Source organism: Paenibacillus sp. KACC 21273, from assembly GCF_028736095.1.
GTDB lineage: Bacteria > Bacillota > Bacilli > Paenibacillales > Paenibacillaceae > Saccharibacillus > Saccharibacillus kyungheensis.
Genome location: NZ_CP117876.1, coordinates 1,131,793 through 1,153,085 on the forward strand (window position 1 = coordinate 1,131,793; position 21,293 = coordinate 1,153,085).

Sequence of the window (21,293 nt, forward strand, 5' to 3'; positions counted from 1 at the left end):
ATTAGCCTTTTTTCACATCTTGAACCGCTTGGTAGATCAAGTTGAACAGGTCTTCCAAATATTCTTCAGCGATACAAGAGAAAGCAACGCGAAGATCATGTGCGCCAAGAGCGATTGTGCCTACTTCGTATTCACGTAGTAAGCGTAGACGAACATCTTCCGCAGATACGTCTTTTAATTTGAGGCACATAAAGTATCCCGAGTTGAATGGATAGTATTCCCATGCATCTTGATATTTATCAGTGTCGAGCAATTCTTTAACTTTGTTTGCTCTGCCTTTCATGATTTGGAACTTTTCTTCTTTTTGCGCTTCGAAATTAGAATCTTGTAACGCTTTTAGAATAAATGTCTGTGATGGGTGTGGCCCACTGGAAATGGTTGCACGAATAATACCCAGTGTTTTTTGTTCTAAAGCTACAATAGATTCTGTATCTTGCGCGCCATATGTGATAAAGCCGACACGGAAGCCCCATACATATTCTTCTTTGGTAGCACCATCGACTTTGATCGGTAGAATACGTGGGTGCAAGTCAAGCAATGAGCCGAACAATGATTCATGCAACGAATCTTCAAAAAATAATCCGAAGTAAGCATCATCGGTAACTACGACTACATTGATTCCTGCTTCCGCCGCTTCGTTAATTGCAGCTACGATTTTTTTGCCATCCGCTACACTTGGAGTATAACCTGTCGGGTTGTTAGGGAAATTGAGAACAACAATCGCTTTACCTTTTTCTTTTTGCGCTAACAGAGCATCTCTTAATCCATCGCTGTTAAATGTCATTTCTGCTGTAAATAATGGATAAGTGATGATCTCCGCTCCGCGACGAACCGCAAAAGTAAGCTCATAGTTTTCCCAGTTTTTATCTGGATATATAACAGCATCGCCTACGTCTGCGAACAGATCCGCTACAATGCTTAGACCATGTGTCAATGCATTGGTAACGATAGGGTTACTGAATTTTTTATCTTGTAATGAAGGATTGTCTTTGATCATTTTCTCACGCCATACACTGCGAAGTTCTGGTTTGCCCGCAGGTGGAGCATAAGGGTACAAATCTTTAGGAGCAAAAGCAGACAACGAATCTTGTAGCACCTTCAAATGCATCGGTCCACCATTTTCAGTTGCAATTCCGATCGTTGCATTATATTTTTTAGCCTGGCTTGATGCTTCTGCCGATTGACTTAATATACCTTCTTTTGGGAAATAAATCTCTTTGCCAAGAGTCGATAACATCTCATAAATATGAGGACTATCTGTTTTCAGTTTCTCGTTCAATTGTCCAGCCAGTGGGTTCATCGTTTTCATCCTTCCAGGTCTGTTAAATAATGAATCAGCCGCACCTGATGATAATGGAACAGTAGAAGTTCGCCTGATTTCTGCTGCCCTAGTATATCATTTTTCGCGTTGAAGTGTCACCGTTCAGGAAGTGAAATTTGACGGGTAAGTTGTGACTATGATGTGAATCTTATAACATATAGCCCAATAGCCCTTAACTTTGATGATGTGGACAGTATTTTTTCATCATTTCGATTGTAGTTAGATCATCGTCAAGACCACGTTCTTGGAGACCATCAATAATATGTTGACGCTGATCGCCTTTGACATTTTGACCGAATTTGAACTTGGCTGTCCATTCCTGCGGGACAATTTTGATCAAAGCGACTCCTTTTAATTGCGGGATATAACGTGGATCATTCGCATCAATCGTATCATAACCGCCTTCAGGTTGAAGCTTATGCATAAATATCGAAAAAGCATCTGCTTTCTCTTCCAGATCGGTGATCAACTCTGCATGTCCACGTACCGTTACACTTTTAAAAAAGGCTGTCGCAGGGCAAGCCAGTTCAGCATCGGTAAAGTAAGAAGGAATCAGCGCATACTCTTTGGCGACCGAAAATGTAACACGAGTATCCTGTTTGAGCAATTTCATTTTCTCTCCTGCACGACTACCATGAATATAAAAAACACCGTTACCATAAGCAAAGTTGAGTGGAATCACCCTCGGAAATCCATCTTCATGACTCATCCCTAGAAATCCAAAACTCATTTCTTGTAAAAATGTTTCCAGTTCTTGCTCTTCTTCGATCGTAAATTCTTTGCGTCTCATATGTATCTCTCCTTTTGTGTATTGACCATCTATGCATTTCAGCATATGCTACAATTGGATTAGTCAAAAGAGCCAATTTGCATGAAAACAAGTAGTCCAATAAAGGAGAATACGATGGATATTACGATTGCGTACCAGCGTGCTATTCAGAAGTATCAACATAAATATGTAGCGTTATACCATGCACTGCGAGAAGGTATTCTAAATGGATCGCTAGCCAGTGGAACACGTCTACCTTCTACTCGTGATCTAGCTACGATGTATGGATTATCACGTGGAAGTGTATCGGAAGCGTATGACATGCTACTGGCTGAAGGATATATTCAATCTGCTGTAGGTAAAGGAACTTTTGTGATCGAACAATCTCTTTTATCGAATACAGATAACGATATTCCGATCCAAGCAGATCATATATCGAATACGACAGCACCTTTGCCTCCTTTATCGCTATGGGGACAACGGATTGTGCAGATTGAACAGGAAATTATAGATACTCGCACATATACACCAGATTCTACTTATGACGAACATCATCTAGTGAAGTCTTTACATCAACAAATGGACTCTACAGATGCACCACCTGACATCATTTCTTTTCAATCGGGCGAAATTATATTAGAAGGCAGTTCACAGATTTCGTGGAAAAGCGCATTGTCTGCCGCAGGTAAAGATGTGCAAAAGTCAGCACTCGATACCAATAAGGCGACAGTTCAAGGTGATCTCTGGTTGCGTGAAGCAATCTGTCATCATGTAGGGCGAACACGAGGAATTACAGCTACTCCAGAACAAGTGGTATTGTGTAGCGGTTCTATGGAAGTGATAGCTTTGCTGTGTCAATTGTTAATCAATGAACAAGATACCGTCATTTTGGAAAATCCATGCTATTCCGGTATACGGCGTGCGATTACGGCATGTGGAGGGAAGATCGAACCTGCTCCACTAGATCAGCATGGCATTATTCCAGAAGATTGGCATGCTCAATTGTTAGTTGTCACACCGGGTCGTCAATTTCCGACTGGATCCATATTACCACTGGCTCGTCGTCAACATATTTTACAATGGGCAAGGTCTCGTGGAGCATGGATCATCGAAGATGATTATGATAGTGAATTTCGCTGGTCGGGTCGTCCAATCGAACCGCTCAAAGCTTTAGATGATACGAATTGTGTGATCTATGTCGGCTCCTTTTCTAGAAGTATGTTCAGCAGTCTGCGTCTTGGTTATGCGATCTTGCCGACCGCACTGGCGCAAGCACTTACCGCTGCCAAGCGCATCTATGATCCATTGCCACCTGCTAGATTAGAGCAAAGAGCGTTAGCACGATTTATGATTCGTGGTGATTATGTACGACATTTGCGCCGTATGAATCGGTTATATCGCTCACGTTATGATGTTTTTCAACAAGCAATTCATGAGTACAATCTGGATGAACTATTTCACTGGCAACAAACCGATTGCGGATTGCATGCTTATGCCACATGGAAACACCAACCTGCTATGTATAGTCAGTGGATGCAATCTGCTTATCGTCATGGTGTAGTCTGGCGTGATGCTGCTACATATCAGATTGTGCCTACTGTACCGTCTGCTTGTTTTATTTTCGCGTATCTGCCTGAATCTCATATTATTGAAGGCGTTCGCCGTCTGCGAGAATCATGGGATCGTATGCAATACAATGATTGACGGTTACAGACTTTTTGGTCAATATAAAGAAAAGCTATCTTATCTGTTGTTAGGATTGAATAGAGCTATAGATAAAATAAAATCAAGGAGGGTTGAGTGATGCTGAATTTGTCACCTTCTTCATTTATACTGAAACCAGCTTTTGCTAAAATCTTTTGTGAACCAGAATGGCGTTGGCCCAAACGTGAAAAACCGATGCCCAATTATGATTTATTCTATGTGTGGAGCGGTGAAGGAGAATTAATTCTAAACGGTGAGCCTTATCCGATCAGTCAAGGCAGTTGTTTTTTGTTCTATCCGGGGGATGAGACAACAGCGACACACAATCCGCAAAAACCACTGGTGCTTACTTATATTCATTTTGATATCGCTGAACCGGCGCAAATGATTCCTGTACGTTATCGCAAATTAGAAGAGCGAATTGATTTTGAATATATGTTGGTACGGTATGTACGATTATTTCTCGAACAAGCTTTTGCCGCAGAAGAAGAAGCCAAGCTGATTTTGAAGCAGTTAATGATTCATTTATTACGTGAAGATCAGCGTGAACCGGTAGAGCGCAAAGTCAGTAATCAGCTAAGCGAAGTTGTGCAGGAAATTGCGAATTATATTCGTCAACATCCTAGTCTGGCTCATCGGGTAGAAGATTTGGCTTCACGTGCCGGATTGTCACCACGCTATTTTTCGATCAAATTTAAAGAGTTAATCGGTGTATCGGTGCAATCGTATATTATCAAAATGCGGATCGAACGAGCAGAACATTTGCTAGTCTATACAGGCATGAATGTAACTGAAGTAGCAGATGCACTGGGATATCGAGATATTTTCTTTTTCAGTCGTCAATTTAAGCAATATACAGGTAAAAGCCCGTCTGAGATTAGATAAATAGGACATAGGGTCAATCATACATTTCTGTAAACTTTGCATTTTACATTATGCTTGATTTAAGATAGGGATACCCGTGATTCTCGATTGTTTCACAATAATTGTCAACGGGTAATACTTGTCATGTTAACGTAATGTAAATGGAAGGAGGTCTACAGAAAATGCGTTTTAGACAGCGGATTCGTAACAGAGGCGGTTCATCTACAGCAGGTAAAAACATTTTTCGTAATCGGCTGCGTCGATTCAAAATGTCCACTACTCTTACTGAATCGTGGTTTTGATCACAAGGTGTATACTTAGGTCGTTCTTTTAACTTATACAAGGCTTGTTGAATGTGTATTCAGCAATCTACTATATATAGCATATCTCAACCTTTACCGGTTGATCAGATGATAGAAAGACAGCCCTGCTTGAAAGTATTCTTTCAAATAGGGCTGTCTTTCTATTCTTATCTCTACATCCATTATAGAAGTATATGATTAAGATTGAACCGTTTCTGGAGCAACACGACGATAAGGGCGAGTAGCTTGCAAATCGACCAGTGTACCCAGACGTTCTCCCATTTTAACTTTACTACCAATGTGTAATTGTTCATTGGCTATAAATGTTCCTTGTTGCACCAGTAGAACTACTGTAGAACCAAATTCGAAATAAGCCAGTTCATCACCTTTTTGCCATGATGTACGTTCAGGATCAGCGTATTGAATACTGCTTACATTGAGCGCACCTACTTTGACGACAGCCACTTCGCCACAATCATGAGACATGTAGGTAATTAATCGTTCATTACGACTGAGTACAGAACGCATAAAGGTCATACCTTTATCATTGACAGGATATACTTTGCCTGGGATATGTTCAGACTCGGTCTGTCTACCTGTGACAGGTGAATGAATACGATGATAATCAGTAGGGCTTAAATAGAGCACAAACATATATCCATCTTTGTACGTCTCCATACGTGGAGAATAATTAAGTAGTTCTTCCAGTAAGTAGTCTTGACCTTTTACTTGTGGAATGACATTGTTCTGAAGTGGCCCCATTGCTGTAATCACAGCATCGACCGGACTCACAAGCGACATTGGATCAGCATCAATCGGACGCATTCCAGGACGAAGTCGACGTGTGAAAAATTCATTAAGGCTATTATAATCTTGTATGTTTTTTTCTGCTTCTTCCGCTGGAATATGATATGCCTGGATAAATTTCGGGATAAATGTCCGGCTGGCCCGTGATTTAGCGAAGCTTCCTGTAAGCCGTGAAACCCACTTGCGTGAAGATAACTCGGTCATCAGGCGAAACACTGTGTTGGCCATAATAAAGTTGAACCCCTTTCTACATTCGGGAAAACAAATATGATGTAGTGCTTGAATAGACAAGCACGACCATAATTCTATTAAAAAATGCTTTTTACTCGCTAAAATACTGGACGATAACGCTCGTTGGTTCGCTACGTTATATTGCCATATATAACACATGAAATCAATGGTTTGAATCAAATGTGACAGGATCGTATCTAAAATCAGCCTACGAATTGTCACCTAACAGTGATAAAATAGAGAGATCACAATTGATAATCGTACCATTTGATATATACAGAAGGATATGCTAAATCATACAGAAGTAAGTACGTGAATGGAGGAATAATAATGACTACATTTGGATTAATCAGACATGGTAGTACCATTTGGAATAAAGAAGGCAGAGCACAAGGGAGTTCAGATATTCCACTAGATGAAGGTGGTTGGGAGCAAGCGTATCAATTAGGCAAACGAATCCAAACCGAATCGTGGGATCGCATTTATGCAAGTGATCTGATTCGTGCACAACAGACAGCGCAAGCGATAGCAGAAGGTGGAGATTTGCAAATTAGTTCTGATCCTCGTCTACGTGAATTGGATGGAGGTCTGATTGAGGGAACGACTCAAGCTGACCGTATCGAACGCTGGGGAGAAGACTGGAAAAATCAAGATCTTGGATTGGAAACGCCTGAGTCTGGAGCAGCACGTGGAGTAAGTTGTCTGGAAGAATTAGTGAGTCTTTATCCAAATGAGCGCATTTTGATTGTTAGTCATGGCGTGTTACTTAATCATGTGTTAAATCAGATTTTAGCAGATGAACCGAAATGGCATGGACTGGAAAATATGTCGATGACTGTTGTACACTGTAATGAAGATCATGTGTGGAGTTGTGAATTATACAACTGTACTCAACATTTATTACCGTCTGAAGCAGAAGCTTTGGAATAAAGAGGGTACAGATCGTTTGTAATCAAAGGAGATTAGAATCATGCAATTAAAGTGGCTAGAATGGGCGAAACAGATTCAAGCGATCAGTCAAGCAGGGCTAGAATACTCTAAAGATATGTATGATATTGAACGTTTCCAACAGTTACGAGAACTTAGTGTAGAGATTATGCATCAGTATACCGATGTAGAAGTGGAAAAAGTGCAAGCGCTTTTTGCCAATGAGACAGGGTATGCAACGCCCAAAGTCGATATTCGCGCTGTTGTTTTTCAAAACGATAAAATCTTGATGGTACGTGAAAAGCAAGACGGTGCGTGGGCATTACCGGGTGGATGGGGAGATATAGGATTATCGCCCAAGCAGATTGCAGTTAAAGAAACGAAAGAAGAATCTGGCTTCGATGTAGAAGCGGTTCGTCTGCTTGGTGTCGCGGATAAAAATTTCCATAACCATCCACCGTCTCCCTGGCATGTATATAAGTTTTTTATTTTGTGCCGGATAGTTGGCGGAGAAGCAACCGTAGGTGATGAGACATCCGAAGTCGGCTTTTTTGCTGCCCATGAATTACCGCCTTTATCAGTAGAACGTAATACTCAAGAGCAAATATTGAAAATGTTTGATAGTAACAGCAGTCCGCATAAAACGGTATTTTGCGATTAATAATAAGTAACTGTATTGGTCATTGTAAAAATAAAGAAAACCAGAACATGTCTAGTTATGATAACAATCATCGGATCATGATTGTAAGAGATGATTATTGTAACCAGACGATCAATACCGGCATCACTATAAAGGAAGCCAGTGTTGTCCAAAGAATACAACGGGAAACAAGCTGGGGAGCCGCATTGAATTGTCCTGCAAGAATAACAGCATTGACTGCGGTTGGCATCGATGTAAGAATCAACAATACACTAAACAATATGCCTTCCACATGCAACAATGTTAACAATACCCATGACAGCAACGGAGCGCCTACGAGACGAATACTCATGCCTGCCCAGAATGCTCTGTTGCTAGATGATATTGTGTGTTCAGCAGGGGTCGTAGAGCTTGTAGTGCCCATCGTAATCATTTGTGTGCCTAGAACAACAAGCGCTACTGGTGAATAAGCCGCCGCTAACATTGCAAATCCAGAATCAAGTGCAGTTGGCAATGAAAGATCAGTTACTCGTAATAGGATAGCGATCACCGTCGCATAGATGGCAGGTAGTCGAAAAATAGCCATACCTGCTTGCTTTACCGAAAATTGAGAACGAGCTGCAAAAAACACGCCGACAGTATTTACAATAATCATTTGCCCGATTACATAGACCGAAGCTTTATCTAATCCCAATTGTCCAAAAGCTAGTAATACCAACGGTAGCCCATAATTCACACAGTTCGTAAATGTAGAGATAAGTGTTAGACCGGCTTGTTCTTCTTTATTCAATCGTAAAATACGACTCAACCCGACCGCAATCGCCCATAATAACACAAGACTTAATAATGAAAAGCTAATAGTAGTGCCTATATCTTGTAGCGAAATATCAGCATGCAATAAAGTATTAAATACAATCGCTGGTGTTAATACATACAGAGACATCGTAGCAATCGGCTTACTATCGAGATTGCGGAATCGCTTGAGCAGAATACCACCAATCACAGGTAGCGAGATCGGCAAAAAAACTTGATATAACGTATGTAACAGATTCATGATCAAATGGTATTCATCCTTTCTAGTGCGATGTTACCAATTTACGTCTGAATGTACTCTTCGTCAAATATCTATATCCTATTCATTTATAGTCTGTACCTATCAATGATTATTCGTTTATTGGAAAGAGTGATCTGATTGGAAATATATGATATATCAGAGCACACAAAAGCCACTTCGTTATGCTGCTAATTACAGCGTCCATGAAGTGGCTTTTGTATGTTCCCAATCATTCTTCGTCAACTAAGCGAAGATTTATTTATTTAGATTGTATATGAGACCGAACTTAAAACATTGTATTTTTGTTAGCTGATTTCTCAGGAACGGCTTGTATAGTGTCCCAGTGTTCTACAATTTTACCATCAGCTACTCTGAAAATATCGACTACTGCAGAACCACGATCATTTTTATCCATACGACTCCAGCTATGCAGAACGACTATATCACCTTCTGCAATGACACGAATAATTTTGTTGCTGCTATTTTTGTTAGATTGTAAAAATGAAGCGAATTGATTCAAAGGCTCTCTACCTGTAGGCACGGTAGGATTATGTTGAATATAATCTTCAGCAATATATTTGTTAATCACAGATACATCGTGTTTGTTAAAAAGATCATCGTAGAATGTTCGCACCATTTTGGCATTTGCTTGAACTTCACTCGGGCTTAGAGGAGTGACTTCGACAGGTGTACCTTTAGCAGGGAACATCGTATTTGTATTTGCTGATTTGGCAGGAACCGGTTGGAAAACATCCCAGTGCTCTACGATTTTGTTGTTTTTGATACGGAAAATATCGACTACAGAGCTTCCACGATCTTTCGCACCTGTGGTCACATAATTATGCACAACCACTAGATCATTTTGAGCGATAATGCGTTTTACTTCAGATTTATAATTTGGATTCTGCTTCAGGTAAGATCCAAAAAATTTCACAAAAGCTTGACGACCATCTGCAGCTAACGGATTGTGTTGCTTATAATTTGAGACGATATACAAGCTAGCTTTGTTCAATTCATGATCATTGAAAATATCTTTGTACATGTTGAGTACCAACTTTTTGTTTTTAGCCAATTGCGCTTCTGTAGACTTCGCTGTTGTCGTGCTAGTTGGTGTCGCACTGGTAGAAGATATTTTGACAGGAGAAGAGGTGCATGTATTATCTTTTGATCCTGCAAGTGGACTCGCCTGAACACCTGTAACTGCAAGCGCAGATGCTAATGTAAAACTGATTGCCAATGTACTTGTTTTCTTCATCATGAATAACACTCCTTTGTATAAAATGATCTTGTATCCTGTATGGATGGAATGATTGTAACTTACATAGTTACATGTATGCAAGTTTTACTTTGAAACGGTTACATACTTGCAGTAACAACAAAAAAAGCTTGTAATGACAACAAAAAAAGCCACTTCATGTCAGGTAGACGATGAAGTGGCTCTTCGTATATAATGCTTCTATTCATTTATATTGCGTGGTGTGAATGTAATCGGGTATTCTTTTACTCCAAATACGAAAGCGCTTTGAATCGGTTGCAATGTCGTATCAGGAACCAGTTGAATATGTTCCATATGATTTAACAATGTCTGTAATACGACTCTACCTTCTAAGCGAGCAAGAGGAGCGCCGAGACAGAAGTGAATTCCGAATCCAAATCCCATATGTTGATTGGGCTTACGGTTAGGAACAAATGTATCTGCATCTGCAAATTTCTGTTCATCTCGGTTAGCTGAACCGACCCATGAGATGACTTGATCTCCTGCTTGAATCGTCTGCCCGCCTAGCTCAACTGTTTCTTTGGCTACCCGTCCAATAGCGACAATTGGTGGATAATAACGCAACGTTTCTTCGACAGCAGTCTGGATCATTTCTGGATGCTCACGTAATTGCTCTTGCAATTGAGGTTGTTCCGCCAGAATCCGAACACCATTCGTTATCAGATTAGTCGTCGTCTCATTACCTGCTGCTAGCAACAGAATACAAAAGCCGACGATTTCTTTATCTGTTAATTTCTGCCCATCAATTTCTGCTGCTAACAGTAATGAGATCAGGTCATCTTCCGGTTGTACACGACGTTGCTCCATAATAGCAGTGAAGTAATTAGATAATTCTTCATGATTTTTAGCTTTTTCCGCCATTAATTCTTGGAAAGCTTCATCGCTATCATCTCTAGCGCCTTTGACCTGTACATCTGACCATTCTTTAAATTTATCACGATCTGATGTAGGGACACCGATTAATTCAGCAATCACGATAACCGGAAGCGGTGTAGCGAGATCATGAACCATACGGATCTGTCCTTTGGCTAAATGAGAAGAAAGCAGATCATCGGCAATTTCTTGAATACGTGGAGCCAACGCTTCTATCGCACGCGGAGTAAACGCTTGATTCACTAGATCACGTAATTGTTTGTGTTTGGGTGGATCGGTTGTCAACATACTCTCATTGGCACGATTACGCTGAGAAGAGAATAATTTTGGATTTTTAAGCACATATTGAACATCTTCATAACGGAAAACGTCCCAACATTTGCGATTTTCATCATACCGAACAGGGGTCTGTTCGCGCATTTCATCATAAACGGTAAAAGGAGATAGCTGACTTTCAATCGCTGCCAGTTCTCGAATAGGAATGTAGTTTGCATACTTCTTGGTAGCTTGATTCATGATATTCCTCCACCTTTATATATTTATTTACATATAAAACTATTTCTTTATTATAAACGTACTTGTGCCAAGATACAAATTTTGTAATTTTTCATGACTGGTACATACAGTTGAAAGGTGGGCTACATATGAATGTTTTATGGAAAAAGATCGAACAAAGTTCGCTACAGACATGGCCTGCACTACAGAGTCAACTGATTAATGGATGGAATATACGTCTTTCTGACGGCTATAGTAAACGTTCCAATTCTGTCAGCCCGTTAGATTATGTAGAAACAAAAATGACGCTGGAAGAGCAGATCGCTTATTGTGAAGCACAATATCATCAGGCGCAATTACCGGTTGTTTTTAAAATGACTTCTTTTGTAGAGCCGACGATACTCGATCAACTTCTACATGCACGAAATTATCAGATCCAAGACGAGACAAGCGTACAGTTGAAGTCACTGAATATGATCGATCAAGAGTATGCTAACTACAAAAGTAATCAACAACAAAGGTTATCGGAAGTAACATATATCATTGAAGAACAGTGGAGTGAAGCGTGGATTAGACAAGCGAGCACACTTGGACAATGGCCTGACAATGTAGGTCAATCTATTGCCAAATTGATGAAGGTGAACCCATCATTACCCAAAGCGTATATCACGCTTTACCAAGCAGGAACACCTGTAGCTTGTGCTATTGGGATTATAGATAGTGATTATATGGGCATTTACGATGTGATCACAGGGGCTGCTTATCGACGTCTTGGTTTTGCTAGAACAATGTTATACCATCTGATGAAATGGGCAAAAGACAAAGGAGCAAGTTATACGTATCTACATGTAGGTGAACATAATGAGGTGGCTATTCAGCTCTATCGTCATCTGGGTTTTGAAGAAATATATCGCTATTGGTATCGTGTATTGCTAGAGAAATAACAAAGAGCGCCTATGATCGGGCGCTCTTTGTTGTATTTACTATTGAATGATTTAATGAGTCGATTTGGGTAAAACAGATGGAGTATCTTTGTAATATACTCTAGTCTCATACGGACGTAATGGTAAAGAATGAAGTTGATGATGTTCGTGATCATCATAGTTAGACAAGACCAGTTCCCATCCTTCATCACTAATACGTTCAGATAATTCAAATGTTGGTTCATCATCAAAGAAATTCATAATAACCATTAACTCAGTGCCTTCATAACTACGTATAAACGAATACACTTGATGATGCAAAGCACAGAGCAACCGATAATCTCCATAGATTACAACCGGATATTTTTTGCGTAAAGCGATTAGACTTTTATAATAGTAAAAAATCGAGTCAGGGTCATTAAGCGCTTGTTCTACATTGATATCCGTATAGTTTGAATTGACTTGAATCCATGGATTGCCATCTGTAAAGCCAGCATGAGTCGTGTTATCCCATTGCATTGGAGTACGAGCGTTATCCCGACTACGTCTAGCTAAATTTTTCAGAATCTCTTCTTCGGTTTTGCCTTCTTTTAACGAAATATTGTAGTAATTAATCGTCTCTACATCACGGTAATCTTCAATATGCTGGAAGCTCGCATTGGTCATTCCAATCTCTTCACCTTGATAAATATATGGAGTTCCTTGTAGTAAATGGATCAGTGTTGCTAACATTTTAGCAGATTGTTTGCGGTATTCGCCTGTATTGCCAAAGCGTGATAGATGTCTTGGTTGATCATGGTTAGAGAAGTAATTCGCATTCCAGCCTTTGCCATGTAGAACGGTCTGCCAGTGACTCATAATCTTTTTGATATCTAACAAGTTCCAGCTTCGACCTACCCATTTGGAACTTCCTGTACCGACACAATCCAGATGCATATGTTCAAATTGGAACACCATATCCAGTTCATGACGTTCATTTCCCACATATTCGAGTGCTTGTTCAGGGCCAAGACCGGATGTTTCACCCACTGTCATCAGATCACGTGTTGCAAATACTTGCTGATTGAGGTCTTTCAGTAAGGTATGGACTTTTTCCAGATTGGAGAAAAATTGAAAAGCTTGTACAACCGGTAGATTTTGTGGATTATCCGCATCCGGTAGACCAACAGCTTTGACAATATGAGCGATCGCATCCAGACGGAATCCATCGACACCTTTATCCATCCACCAGCGAATCATATCGTGTAATTCATTGACCACTTCTTTGTTTTCCCAGTTCAGGTCAGGTTGTTGACGGGCATAGAGATGCATATAATATTCTTCTGTTTCTTGATCATATTCCCAGACCGAACCGCTAAAATACGACTCCCAGTTATTCGGATAGCCGCCATTTTTTCCTTTACGCCAGATATAATAATCCCGCTTCGGATTATCCAGTGAAGAACGTGATTCGACAAACCAATCATGCTTATCCGATGTATGATTGAGCACCATATCGAGCACAACTTTGATTCCCCGTTCATGAGCTTCACGCATAAATTCGTCGAAATCCTGCATCGTTCCGAAGTCTTTCATAATCGCTTGAAAATCACTGATATCATAACCGTTATCAAAATTGGGAGATTCATAAATAGGGCACAGCCAGATCGCCCCGATCCCGAGTTCTTGCAGATAATCTAATTTGGAAATAATGCCTTGAAAATCACCGATGCCATCACCGTTAGAATCTTTAAAACTTCTTGGATAAATCTGATAGATTGCATTTTCTTTCCACCATTTGCGTATCATCGTTGGTTCCTCCATCTGCAAGCTGAGTATATGTTTATAGTAAATAATGAATAAAGAGTTGCACTTTCTTGTGTAATTGATTTGCAAATAAGAAGATAGAGCACTTTGCAAAATCGCTTGGTGTTTGAGCAGAACATAATAGCTTACTATTCTAAGTACTACGATGTACGCGATATCTCTACTTTACTTTTATCCAATTTAGTCACAGACGAAAACGAAATAAGCGATTATCACTGAATCAATACGATGAAAGTGTATTTATTGTGATCATTTCAATGATCTGCTACACTGCTAACAAATACATAATTTATCTAAAGGAGCTTATGATCATGAACAATCATACCGTTGTTATTCGTGAAGCCCATCAACAAGATATCACACCATTAGTAGGGTTAATGGAACAATTAGGCTACCCGACTACAGAAGAAGTGTTCAAAATAAGAATCGATGCGTTAGAGCAACATGAAGATTATCAAATATTTGTAGCTGAAATAGAAGAGCAAGTGGTCGGTATGGTTGGCTTGATTCGTGAACTGCGCTTTGAACGAGATGGAGTACATGTCCGCATCGGCTCATTAGTTGTCGATGAACAATATCGTGGTGCAGGGATAGGTCATTCTTTGATGCAAGCAGCGGAAGGCTGGGCAGGTAGTGTGGGCGCTCAAGCGATCGCTTTAAATAGTGGTAATCGATATGAGCGTGAAGGTGCACATGAATTTTATCGCAAATTAGGATTTGCAGGACTTTCTACTGGATTTGTAAAAAAGTTATAAACAAAGAAAATTGCACAAGTAGGATGAAAAGGTGTCTGTATCAGAATAACCATATCTATTTATAGAGAGGATGTTCATGATGGCTAAAGTATTCGATTCTATGTCTCCCGAGCATATCGCATTTATACAAGCACAGAAGATGTTTTTTGTAGGTAGTGCGGCAGCAGAAGGTCATGTCAATATTTCGCCAAAAGGCTACGATTCATTTCGCATTCTATCCCCTAATCAGGTCGCTTATCTTGATCTGACAGGTAGTGGTAATGAGACCAGTGCTCATTTGCAAGAAAGTAATCGGATGACTTATATGTTTATCGCTTTGGAAGGTAAGCCACTGATTTTGCGATTGTATGGAGATGGACAGATTATTTTACCGGATGATCCAGCATGGGAGCAGTACGCGCATGTATTTGATCTTTATCCAGGATACCGGCAGATCATTGTCTCGAATATTCACCGGGTACAGACGTCTTGCGGATATGGTATTCCTTTCTATGAGTATGAAGGGGAACGAGATACGCTGATTGATTGGGCAGAGAATAAAGGCGAAGAGAAGTTAGAACAATATCGTAAGCAGAAGAACTCGACAACTATAGACGGTATACTTACACCGATAGGTCAAAAGTTGGCTGATATTCAGTAAGTTGTTGTATTTCATCTATATTATTGATAGCATGCAAATGATGGATTATACACGCAGATAAAGAGGGATGAGCATGAAGTTGGTCAATACGATCAAAAATAATTTTAGATTATCAGATTTTATAACGTGGTATGTGATTATGGCGATTTTGTTAGTTGTGTTAGATGTGAAAAATAATCCTGATGGTGTTACATTTTTGAGTGTATTGATTACACTGGTGATGGCGTTGATTCCAGCTGCTATTTTCAGCTTCTTTTTCCGCTTAATTACGGGTTGGATTGTCAAACTCAACGAATAGCAGGGTAATAAATAGAAGTACAGCTTAGATAAGCAAAGGAGTTATTTAGTTATGAAGAATCATGCGATTGCTAGACGAGTGCGTGAATTAGAGCAATATGCCCCGATGCATACAGCACAACCTGATTTGGCTGATTTCTGGCAACAGACATTACAACAATTTGCAGATAAGCCGTTAAACGCTCAACAGACGGAGCAAGTAACACCGATGAAATCGATCCAGTCGTATCAAGTGATCTATGAAGGATTTGACGATACGCCGCTTCATGGTATCTATGTACGACCTGCCGATCAAGCAGGACAAGCGATTCCATGTATCGTTATGTTTCATGGATATACGATGAACAAAGGGTATCCTGAAGATTATGCTCACTGGACAGCGATGGGATATGCGGTATTCGCTATTGATATTCGTGGACAGGGCGGAGATACAGGTAATCATTTGAATGCTGATTTTGGGATGAGTAGCGGTTGGTTGACTCAAGGATTGCTGGATAAAGATAACTTTTATTATCGTGCAATCACGATGGATGCGCTCAAAGCGATACAATGGGTAGCCGAGCAATCTGATGTAGATCGCAGTAAAATTGCAGTCTATGGCGGTAGTCAAGGTGGCGGACTAGCGTTAATTACATCTGCTCTAAGCGATATTCCAGCAATTACTGTCGCTAATATTCCGAATATGAGCCATATGGATTTCGGCATATTAAATTCAGAAAGTTCTCTTCGTGAAGCCGCTCAATTTGTAAGCCGTTATCCTCAACATTTGGATCAAGTGCTAGAGACGTTGAGTTATTTTGACATGATTAATCTAGCAGATCGTATCCATACACCTATATTGATCTCGTGCGGTCTTAAAGACACTGTCTGTATGCCTGAAACGGTCTATGCAGTATACAATCGGATTCATGCAGAAAAAGAAATGTGTTTGTATCCATTTGATGGACATTTTGTGAGTCCATATCATCAACGCAAAACGATGGAATTTGTTCAAAAACATTTCGGATAAATCATCAAAAAGTTTAAAGAAAAGTCTGTTTCTGAGTCTATAAGAAACAGGCTTTTTTTGTTCTGAAAAAGTAAATATATCAATCGAAGGTCAAAAAAGGTCAAAAACGATAAAAGAGGTTGAAAACAAGAATTTTAATAAAGAAAAAGGCTGTAAATCGGTCTAAATAGGCTTATTTTGCCTATAATCTATTTTGCTTACTACAGGTGTTATCACTATAATAAAGACATAAGGTCAAACAAAGTCAAACTTATCAAAAGCAGTTAAAAAATCATTTAAGGAGGAGATTGGATATGTTTGATTTAGTTCCTTTTGGTAAACGTCGTGAGGATGCTTTGAGTCAATGGATGAAGTCGTTTCAAGATATGTTTGAAGATGATTTGCTAACTCCGTTCAAAGGATCGACCTTATCCTTCCGTACGGATATTCGGGAAAATGACAAAGCGTATCTTGTTGAAGCCGAATTGCCTGGTTTACAAAAAGAAAATATCGACATTGATTATGCCGCTCCTTATTTGACGATCAAAGCTGTGCAACAACAAGAGCAACAAGAAGAAAATGCTGAGCAACGTATGGTGCGCAAAGAGCGTCGTTATGGAGAATATGTTAGAAGATTTTATGTGCAGGATATTGAAGAAGATCAGATTCAAGCGACTCTGAAAGATGGAATACTGTTACTAACTATTCCGAAAAAACAGCGTGTTGAAGGTCGGCGCATTCAGATTGAAGATGGCAGTTCCTCTTCGGCTCGACTTGAAGACGGACAGCAAAAGTCTTCTGAATAAAAGTCGCATCATTCACAGGTTAGCTGTAAAATAATCTTATATCCAGAGGTGCATTGTAGATTAAACAGCTATGATGCACCTTTTTTTGAGTAAAAAGAAGCCATTCCGCTTATTTTCCTGTAAAGTACGTTAATAAATAGAAAGATGAAAGCTACAGGAAAGGGGGAGAACCGATGCTCAAAGATTATTATAAGATTCTAGGCGTTGATCGCCAGGCTTCACCCAAAGAAGTGAAGAAAGCATATCAACAATTGGCTAAAAAGTGGCACCCTGATGTGAATAAAGCTACGGAAGCGGAAAGTAAATTTAAAGAAATCGCTGAAGCCTACGAAACATTAAGTCATACCAACAAAAAAGAAACGTATGATCAGCAGTTACATTACCAAGAAAATCCTCCTCGTCATACAAGAGCGAACACCGCGTATTCAACGCGTGATCATAAAGCAAGTCGAGCTTACAATTTTGAAAATTTTGATAATGCAGGTTTTCCTGATGAAGATTTATTCGATATGTTTTTTAATAGCCGTACCGCTGGCGCTGGTCGAGGGATGGAGAATATGACTCAAACGTTACGGGCTAATCTGGATATTACACTGGAGCAAGCCTATCGGGGAGATCGAATTTCGGTACGAGTCAGTGGCAAATCGATTCAACTCAAATTGCCTGCCCGCATCAAAAATAATAGCACATTAAAAATTCGTGGAAATGGTAGCAATGGACTTGATCCAAATGAAGAGTTATTAATTAGCTTCCATATTGTTAACCACTCGATGTATACGATTGAAGAAAGTAATCTGATCGCGGTAGGTCAAATTGCACCGTGGCAAGCGGTTTTTGGTGGCGATATGCCTGTCCGTTTACCTGATCAATCTACGGTTCGTCTCAAAATTCCTGCCGGTACACAGACCGGTCAAACGTTACGCCTTTCCGGTAAAGGATTAAGCAAAGACAAGCAACATTATGGAGATGTACTGATTCGTATCGAAATGATTATTCCGGAGATCAACGATATCGATGAAAATGAACGCAAATTGTATCGTCAATTAGCAGAATTTAACCCGTTCCAACCACAAATCAAAACCAAATAAGGAGGAGTTCACAATGGATTATAATAAGCTGACTCAAAAGCTTCAAGAAGCGGTCGCTTCTTCACAATCCATTGCTTCAACGATGGGACATCAAGAAATTGATACCGCTCATCTGTTAAAAGCATTACTAGAACAATCGGAAGGATTATTACCCCGGTTGTTGCAAAAAATGAATATTTCATTGTCGGAAGTCACACGCTTGAACAATGAACATTTACGTCGTAAACCGACCATTAGCGGCTCATCTGGAGCCGTACGTCGTTATGCTTCACCTGCATTATTATCTGTATTGGATCAAGCTCAGCAAGAAGCGACTACTATGCAAGATGAGTTCGTAGCCGTAGAACATGCTGTACTTGCTATGGTGTCCGGTCATGATCGCGAGAATCAAGAACTACGCAATATGTTACAACAACAAGGATTAAAGCGTGATCCGTTATTAACTGCTTTAGCCGAGATACGAGGTCATCAACGAGTGACGAGCCGGGAGCCGGAAGCAACCTATGAAGTATTGCAGAAGTACGGTCGTGATCTTGTTGCAGAAGTACGCAGTGGTAAAGTCGATCCTGTGATTGGACGGGACGCTGAGATTCGTAGAGTTATTCGTATTTTATCTCGCAAAACCAAAAACAATCCGGTACTGATTGGTGAACCTGGTGTCGGTAAAACAGCGATTGTTGAAGGGCTAGCACACCGGATCGTACGCAGAGATGTACCGGAAGGGCTTAAAGATAAAACGATTTTTTCACTGGATATGAGTGCACTGGTTGCCGGTGCTAAATATCGGGGTGAATTTGAAGAACGTCTTCAAGCAGTGCTCAAAGAAATTCGAGAAAGCGATGGACGGATTATTTTATTTATTGATGAATTGCATACGATTGTAGGAGCAGGCAAAACAGAAGGTTCAATGGATGCAGGGAATATGCTCAAACCGATGTTAGCGCGCGGAGAACTTCATTGTATCGGTGCAACAACACTGGATGAATATCGCAATTATATTGAAAAAGACCCTGCATTGGAGCGCCGTTTCCAACAGGTGCTAGTGCATGAGCCTAATGTAGAAGATACCATTTCTATTTTGCGCGGCTTAAAAGAACGGTTTGAAGTGCATCATGGTGTCAAAATTCATGATAGTGCTATTGTAGCGGCAGGTGTGCTATCTGATCGGTATATTTCAGATCGCTTTTTACCGGACAAAGCAATCGATTTGATCGATGAAGCTTGTGCTATGATTCGTACCGAGATTGACTCTATGCCAAGTGAAATGGATGAAGTCACCCGCCGAATTATGCAGATTGAGATTGAAGAAGCTGCTCTGAAAAAAGAAACTGACGATGCTAGCCAGCGTCGATTAGAACAGTTACAACGTGAACTAGCTGACCTCAAAGAAAAACAACTAGAAATGACAGCACGCTGGGAAAAAGAAAAATCAGCGATTCAAATTGTGCGTGATCTCAAAAAAAATCTAGAACAAGCACGCAACGATCTGTTAGAAGCACAGGAAGAATATGATTTGAACAAATCGGCTGAACTCAGTTACGGTATTATTCCAGATCTAGAACGTCAGTTAAAACAAGCGGAAGAAGAAGCGTATCAAGATCAAGATAATCGTCTCTTGCGTGAAGCTGTTACCGAAGAAGAAATATCAGATATCGTATCTCGCTGGACAGGTATTCCGGTAAGTCGTCTGGTTGAAGGGGAACGGGACAAATTATTGCGATTAGAGGAAAGTCTGCATAAGCGTGTAGTCGGTCAAGATGAAGCTGTACAATTGGTTGCTGATGCTGTGATTCGTTCACGTGCAGGTATCAAAGACCCGAATCGTCCAATAGGTTCATTCTTATTCCTTGGACCTACCGGAGTAGGGAAAACAGAACTTGCCAAATCGATTGCTGCTTCTTTATTCGATCGTGAAGACGGTATGATTCGGATCGATATGTCAGAATATATGGAAAAACACAGCGTTTCTCGATTAGTCGGAGCGCCACCTGGATATGTCGGTTACGAAGAAGGCGGACAATTAACCGAAGCTATACGTCGTCAACCTTACTCTGTATTGCTATTGGATGAAGTCGAAAAAGCACATCCCGATGTGTTCCATATTCTTTTACAATTGCTAGATGAAGGACGGTTAACAGATTCGCAAGGCAGAGTCGTTGATTTTAAAAATACAATTGTAATTATGACTTCAAATATAGGCTCTGCTCATCTTGTGAGTGGATTGGGCGCAGATGGAGAATGGAGCGAGACGGTACGTGACAATGTTATGCGTGAATTGAGTAATCATTTCCGCCCTGAATTTCTCAATCGTGTCGATGATATTGTCTTATTCAAACCACTAAGCTTAACAGAGATTGGACAGATTGTTCGCAAATTGGTAGAGCATTTACAAGATCGTCTGAAAGATCGTCAGATTACGTTACAATTGACTGACGAAGCTGTCCAACTGATTGCTGAACAAGGATTCGACCCGGCTTATGGTGCAAGACCGCTCAAACGATTTATTCAGCGCGCATTAGAAACCAAAGTTGCTCGCGCAATGATTGCTGGCGAAGCTTCAGAAGGATCGACAGTTATCGTAAATGTGGTAGATCAAGAATTGCATGTTGTGATTCAGTCATCGCCATCAGCAGACCGCCCGGCAGAAGAATCTCCTGAGGCTATTTCGATCGGCTGATCGTAAATGGCTGTACAAGTTGTAAAAGATACGCTATTTTGGCGAACTAA

General features: G+C 40.3%; 19 protein-coding genes. 12 read left to right on the forward strand and 7 right to left on the reverse strand.

The genetic code is table 11. The annotated features are described in order from the left end of the window. Position 1: 1 nt before the first annotated feature. The gene (locus PQ460_RS05280; protein ID WP_273613457.1) at positions 2-1,300 is read right to left on the reverse strand and encodes an aminotransferase class I/II-fold pyridoxal phosphate-dependent enzyme; all 1,299 of its coding nucleotides are present in this window, start codon (positions 1,298-1,300) and stop codon (positions 2-4) included. 193 nt (positions 1,301-1,493) lie between these two features. Then, positions 1,494-2,111, reverse strand: coding sequence for a pyridoxamine 5'-phosphate oxidase family protein (locus PQ460_RS05285; protein ID WP_274171964.1), 618 nt, complete (start codon positions 2,109-2,111; stop codon positions 1,494-1,496). Positions 2,112-2,225: 114 nt separating this feature from the next. Between PQ460_RS05285 and pdxR the strand changes: the two genes are divergently transcribed. Then, the gene (pdxR, locus tag PQ460_RS05290; protein WP_274171965.1) at positions 2,226-3,794 is read left to right on the forward strand and encodes a MocR-like pyridoxine biosynthesis transcription factor PdxR; all 1,569 of its coding nucleotides are present in this window, start codon (positions 2,226-2,228) and stop codon (positions 3,792-3,794) included. A 99-nt stretch (positions 3,795-3,893) separates the two neighbouring features. Beyond that, positions 3,894-4,679: a helix-turn-helix domain-containing protein gene (locus tag PQ460_RS05295; RefSeq protein WP_273613454.1), complete on the forward strand. Its 786-nt coding sequence runs from the start codon at positions 3,894-3,896 to the stop codon at positions 4,677-4,679. 479 nt (positions 4,680-5,158) lie between these two features. Here PQ460_RS05295 and asd read toward each other — a convergent pair whose 3' ends face one another. Beyond that, the gene (asd, locus tag PQ460_RS05300) at positions 5,159-5,995 is read right to left on the reverse strand and encodes an archaetidylserine decarboxylase (protein ID WP_273613453.1); all 837 of its coding nucleotides are present in this window, start codon (positions 5,993-5,995) and stop codon (positions 5,159-5,161) included. A gap of 333 nt (positions 5,996-6,328) precedes the next feature. Between asd and PQ460_RS05305 the strand changes: the two genes are divergently transcribed. Then, positions 6,329-6,928, forward strand: a complete 600-nt coding sequence (locus tag PQ460_RS05305) for a histidine phosphatase family protein (protein WP_273613452.1) — start codon at positions 6,329-6,331, stop codon at positions 6,926-6,928. A 40-nt stretch (positions 6,929-6,968) separates the two neighbouring features. Further along, entirely contained in the window at positions 6,969-7,586 is a 618-nt protein-coding gene (locus tag PQ460_RS05310; RefSeq protein ID WP_273613451.1) for an NUDIX hydrolase, read from the forward strand. Between the two features lie 94 nt (positions 7,587-7,680). On the opposite strand, the gene PQ460_RS05315 is transcribed toward PQ460_RS05310, so the two are convergent. The 3 genes from PQ460_RS05315 to PQ460_RS05325 form a co-directional block, all read right to left on the reverse strand. Beyond that, on the reverse strand, positions 7,681-8,625 hold the full coding sequence (locus PQ460_RS05315; protein WP_274171966.1) for an AEC family transporter: 945 nt from the start codon (positions 8,623-8,625) through the stop codon (positions 7,681-7,683). Positions 8,626-8,905: 280 nt separating this feature from the next. Next, entirely contained in the window at positions 8,906-9,877 is a 972-nt protein-coding gene (locus tag PQ460_RS05320; RefSeq protein ID WP_274171967.1) for a nuclear transport factor 2 family protein, read from the reverse strand. A 198-nt stretch (positions 9,878-10,075) separates the two neighbouring features. Next, entirely contained in the window at positions 10,076-11,284 is a 1,209-nt protein-coding gene (locus PQ460_RS05325; RefSeq protein ID WP_274171968.1) for a cytochrome P450, read from the reverse strand. A gap of 128 nt (positions 11,285-11,412) precedes the next feature. Here PQ460_RS05325 and PQ460_RS05330 point away from each other — a divergent pair, with 128 nt between their 5' ends. Continuing rightward, positions 11,413-12,207, forward strand: coding sequence for a GNAT family N-acetyltransferase (locus PQ460_RS05330; RefSeq protein WP_274171969.1), 795 nt, complete (start codon positions 11,413-11,415; stop codon positions 12,205-12,207). A 51-nt stretch (positions 12,208-12,258) separates the two neighbouring features. Here PQ460_RS05330 and PQ460_RS05335 read toward each other — a convergent pair whose 3' ends face one another. After that, on the reverse strand, positions 12,259-13,974 hold the full coding sequence (locus PQ460_RS05335; RefSeq protein ID WP_274171970.1) for a glycoside hydrolase family 13 protein: 1,716 nt from the start codon (positions 13,972-13,974) through the stop codon (positions 12,259-12,261). Positions 13,975-14,303: 329 nt separating this feature from the next. Between PQ460_RS05335 and PQ460_RS05340 the strand changes: the two genes are divergently transcribed. The 7 genes from PQ460_RS05340 to clpB all read left to right on the forward strand — a co-directional run bounded on the left by PQ460_RS05340 (position 14,304) and on the right by clpB (position 21,243). Then, the gene (locus tag PQ460_RS05340; protein WP_273613445.1) at positions 14,304-14,747 is read left to right on the forward strand and encodes a GNAT family N-acetyltransferase; all 444 of its coding nucleotides are present in this window, start codon (positions 14,304-14,306) and stop codon (positions 14,745-14,747) included. A 79-nt stretch (positions 14,748-14,826) separates the two neighbouring features. Next, a complete protein-coding gene (locus PQ460_RS05345; protein WP_274171971.1) occupies positions 14,827-15,387 on the forward strand; it encodes a pyridoxamine 5'-phosphate oxidase family protein in 561 nt (186 codons plus the stop codon). Between the two features lie 73 nt (positions 15,388-15,460). Continuing rightward, positions 15,461-15,685, forward strand: a complete 225-nt coding sequence (locus PQ460_RS05350; protein ID WP_273613443.1) for a hypothetical protein — start codon at positions 15,461-15,463, stop codon at positions 15,683-15,685. A gap of 51 nt (positions 15,686-15,736) precedes the next feature. Further along, positions 15,737-16,693, forward strand: a complete 957-nt coding sequence (locus tag PQ460_RS05355; RefSeq protein WP_274171972.1) for an acetylxylan esterase — start codon at positions 15,737-15,739, stop codon at positions 16,691-16,693. 293 nt (positions 16,694-16,986) lie between these two features. After that, the gene (locus PQ460_RS05360) at positions 16,987-17,478 is read left to right on the forward strand and encodes an Hsp20/alpha crystallin family protein (RefSeq protein ID WP_273613441.1); all 492 of its coding nucleotides are present in this window, start codon (positions 16,987-16,989) and stop codon (positions 17,476-17,478) included. Positions 17,479-17,651: 173 nt separating this feature from the next. Continuing rightward, on the forward strand, positions 17,652-18,566 hold the full coding sequence (locus PQ460_RS05365; protein WP_274171973.1) for a DnaJ C-terminal domain-containing protein: 915 nt from the start codon (positions 17,652-17,654) through the stop codon (positions 18,564-18,566). 13 nt (positions 18,567-18,579) lie between these two features. Next, a complete protein-coding gene (clpB, locus tag PQ460_RS05370; RefSeq protein WP_274171974.1) occupies positions 18,580-21,243 on the forward strand; it encodes an ATP-dependent chaperone ClpB in 2,664 nt (887 codons plus the stop codon). The last annotated feature ends 50 nt before the right edge of the window (positions 21,244-21,293 follow it).

Excerpts from the sequence above, each read along its gene's own strand:
- PQ460_RS05335 (WP_274171970.1), bottom strand. The coding sequence starts at position 13,974 with ATGATACGCAAATGGTGGAAAGAAAATGCAATCTATCAGATTTATCCA.
- PQ460_RS05365 (WP_274171973.1), top strand. The coding sequence starts at position 17,652 with ATGCTCAAAGATTATTATAAGATTCTAGGCGTTGATCGCCAGGCTTCA.
- PQ460_RS05355 (WP_274171972.1), top strand. The coding sequence starts at position 15,737 with ATGAAGAATCATGCGATTGCTAGACGAGTGCGTGAATTAGAGCAATAT.
- PQ460_RS05345 (WP_274171971.1), top strand. The coding sequence starts at position 14,827 with ATGGCTAAAGTATTCGATTCTATGTCTCCCGAGCATATCGCATTTATA.
- PQ460_RS05360 (WP_273613441.1), top strand. The coding sequence starts at position 16,987 with ATGTTTGATTTAGTTCCTTTTGGTAAACGTCGTGAGGATGCTTTGAGT.
- PQ460_RS05295 (WP_273613454.1), top strand. The coding sequence starts at position 3,894 with ATGCTGAATTTGTCACCTTCTTCATTTATACTGAAACCAGCTTTTGCT.
- PQ460_RS05340 (WP_273613445.1), top strand. The coding sequence starts at position 14,304 with ATGAACAATCATACCGTTGTTATTCGTGAAGCCCATCAACAAGATATC.
- pdxR (WP_274171965.1), top strand. The coding sequence starts at position 2,226 with ATGGATATTACGATTGCGTACCAGCGTGCTATTCAGAAGTATCAACAT.
- asd (WP_273613453.1), bottom strand. The coding sequence starts at position 5,995 with ATGGCCAACACAGTGTTTCGCCTGATGACCGAGTTATCTTCACGCAAG.
- PQ460_RS05330 (WP_274171969.1), top strand. The coding sequence starts at position 11,413 with ATGAATGTTTTATGGAAAAAGATCGAACAAAGTTCGCTACAGACATGG.
- PQ460_RS05350 (WP_273613443.1), top strand. The coding sequence starts at position 15,461 with ATGAAGTTGGTCAATACGATCAAAAATAATTTTAGATTATCAGATTTT.
- PQ460_RS05325 (WP_274171968.1), bottom strand. The coding sequence starts at position 11,284 with ATGAATCAAGCTACCAAGAAGTATGCAAACTACATTCCTATTCGAGAA.
- PQ460_RS05310 (WP_273613451.1), top strand. The coding sequence starts at position 6,969 with ATGCAATTAAAGTGGCTAGAATGGGCGAAACAGATTCAAGCGATCAGT.
- PQ460_RS05285 (WP_274171964.1), bottom strand. The coding sequence starts at position 2,111 with ATGAGACGCAAAGAATTTACGATCGAAGAAGAGCAAGAACTGGAAACA.
- PQ460_RS05320 (WP_274171967.1), bottom strand. The coding sequence starts at position 9,877 with ATGATGAAGAAAACAAGTACATTGGCAATCAGTTTTACATTAGCATCT.
- clpB (WP_274171974.1), top strand. The coding sequence starts at position 18,580 with ATGGATTATAATAAGCTGACTCAAAAGCTTCAAGAAGCGGTCGCTTCT.
- PQ460_RS05280 (WP_273613457.1), bottom strand. The coding sequence starts at position 1,300 with ATGAACCCACTGGCTGGACAATTGAACGAGAAACTGAAAACAGATAGT.
- PQ460_RS05305 (WP_273613452.1), top strand. The coding sequence starts at position 6,329 with ATGACTACATTTGGATTAATCAGACATGGTAGTACCATTTGGAATAAA.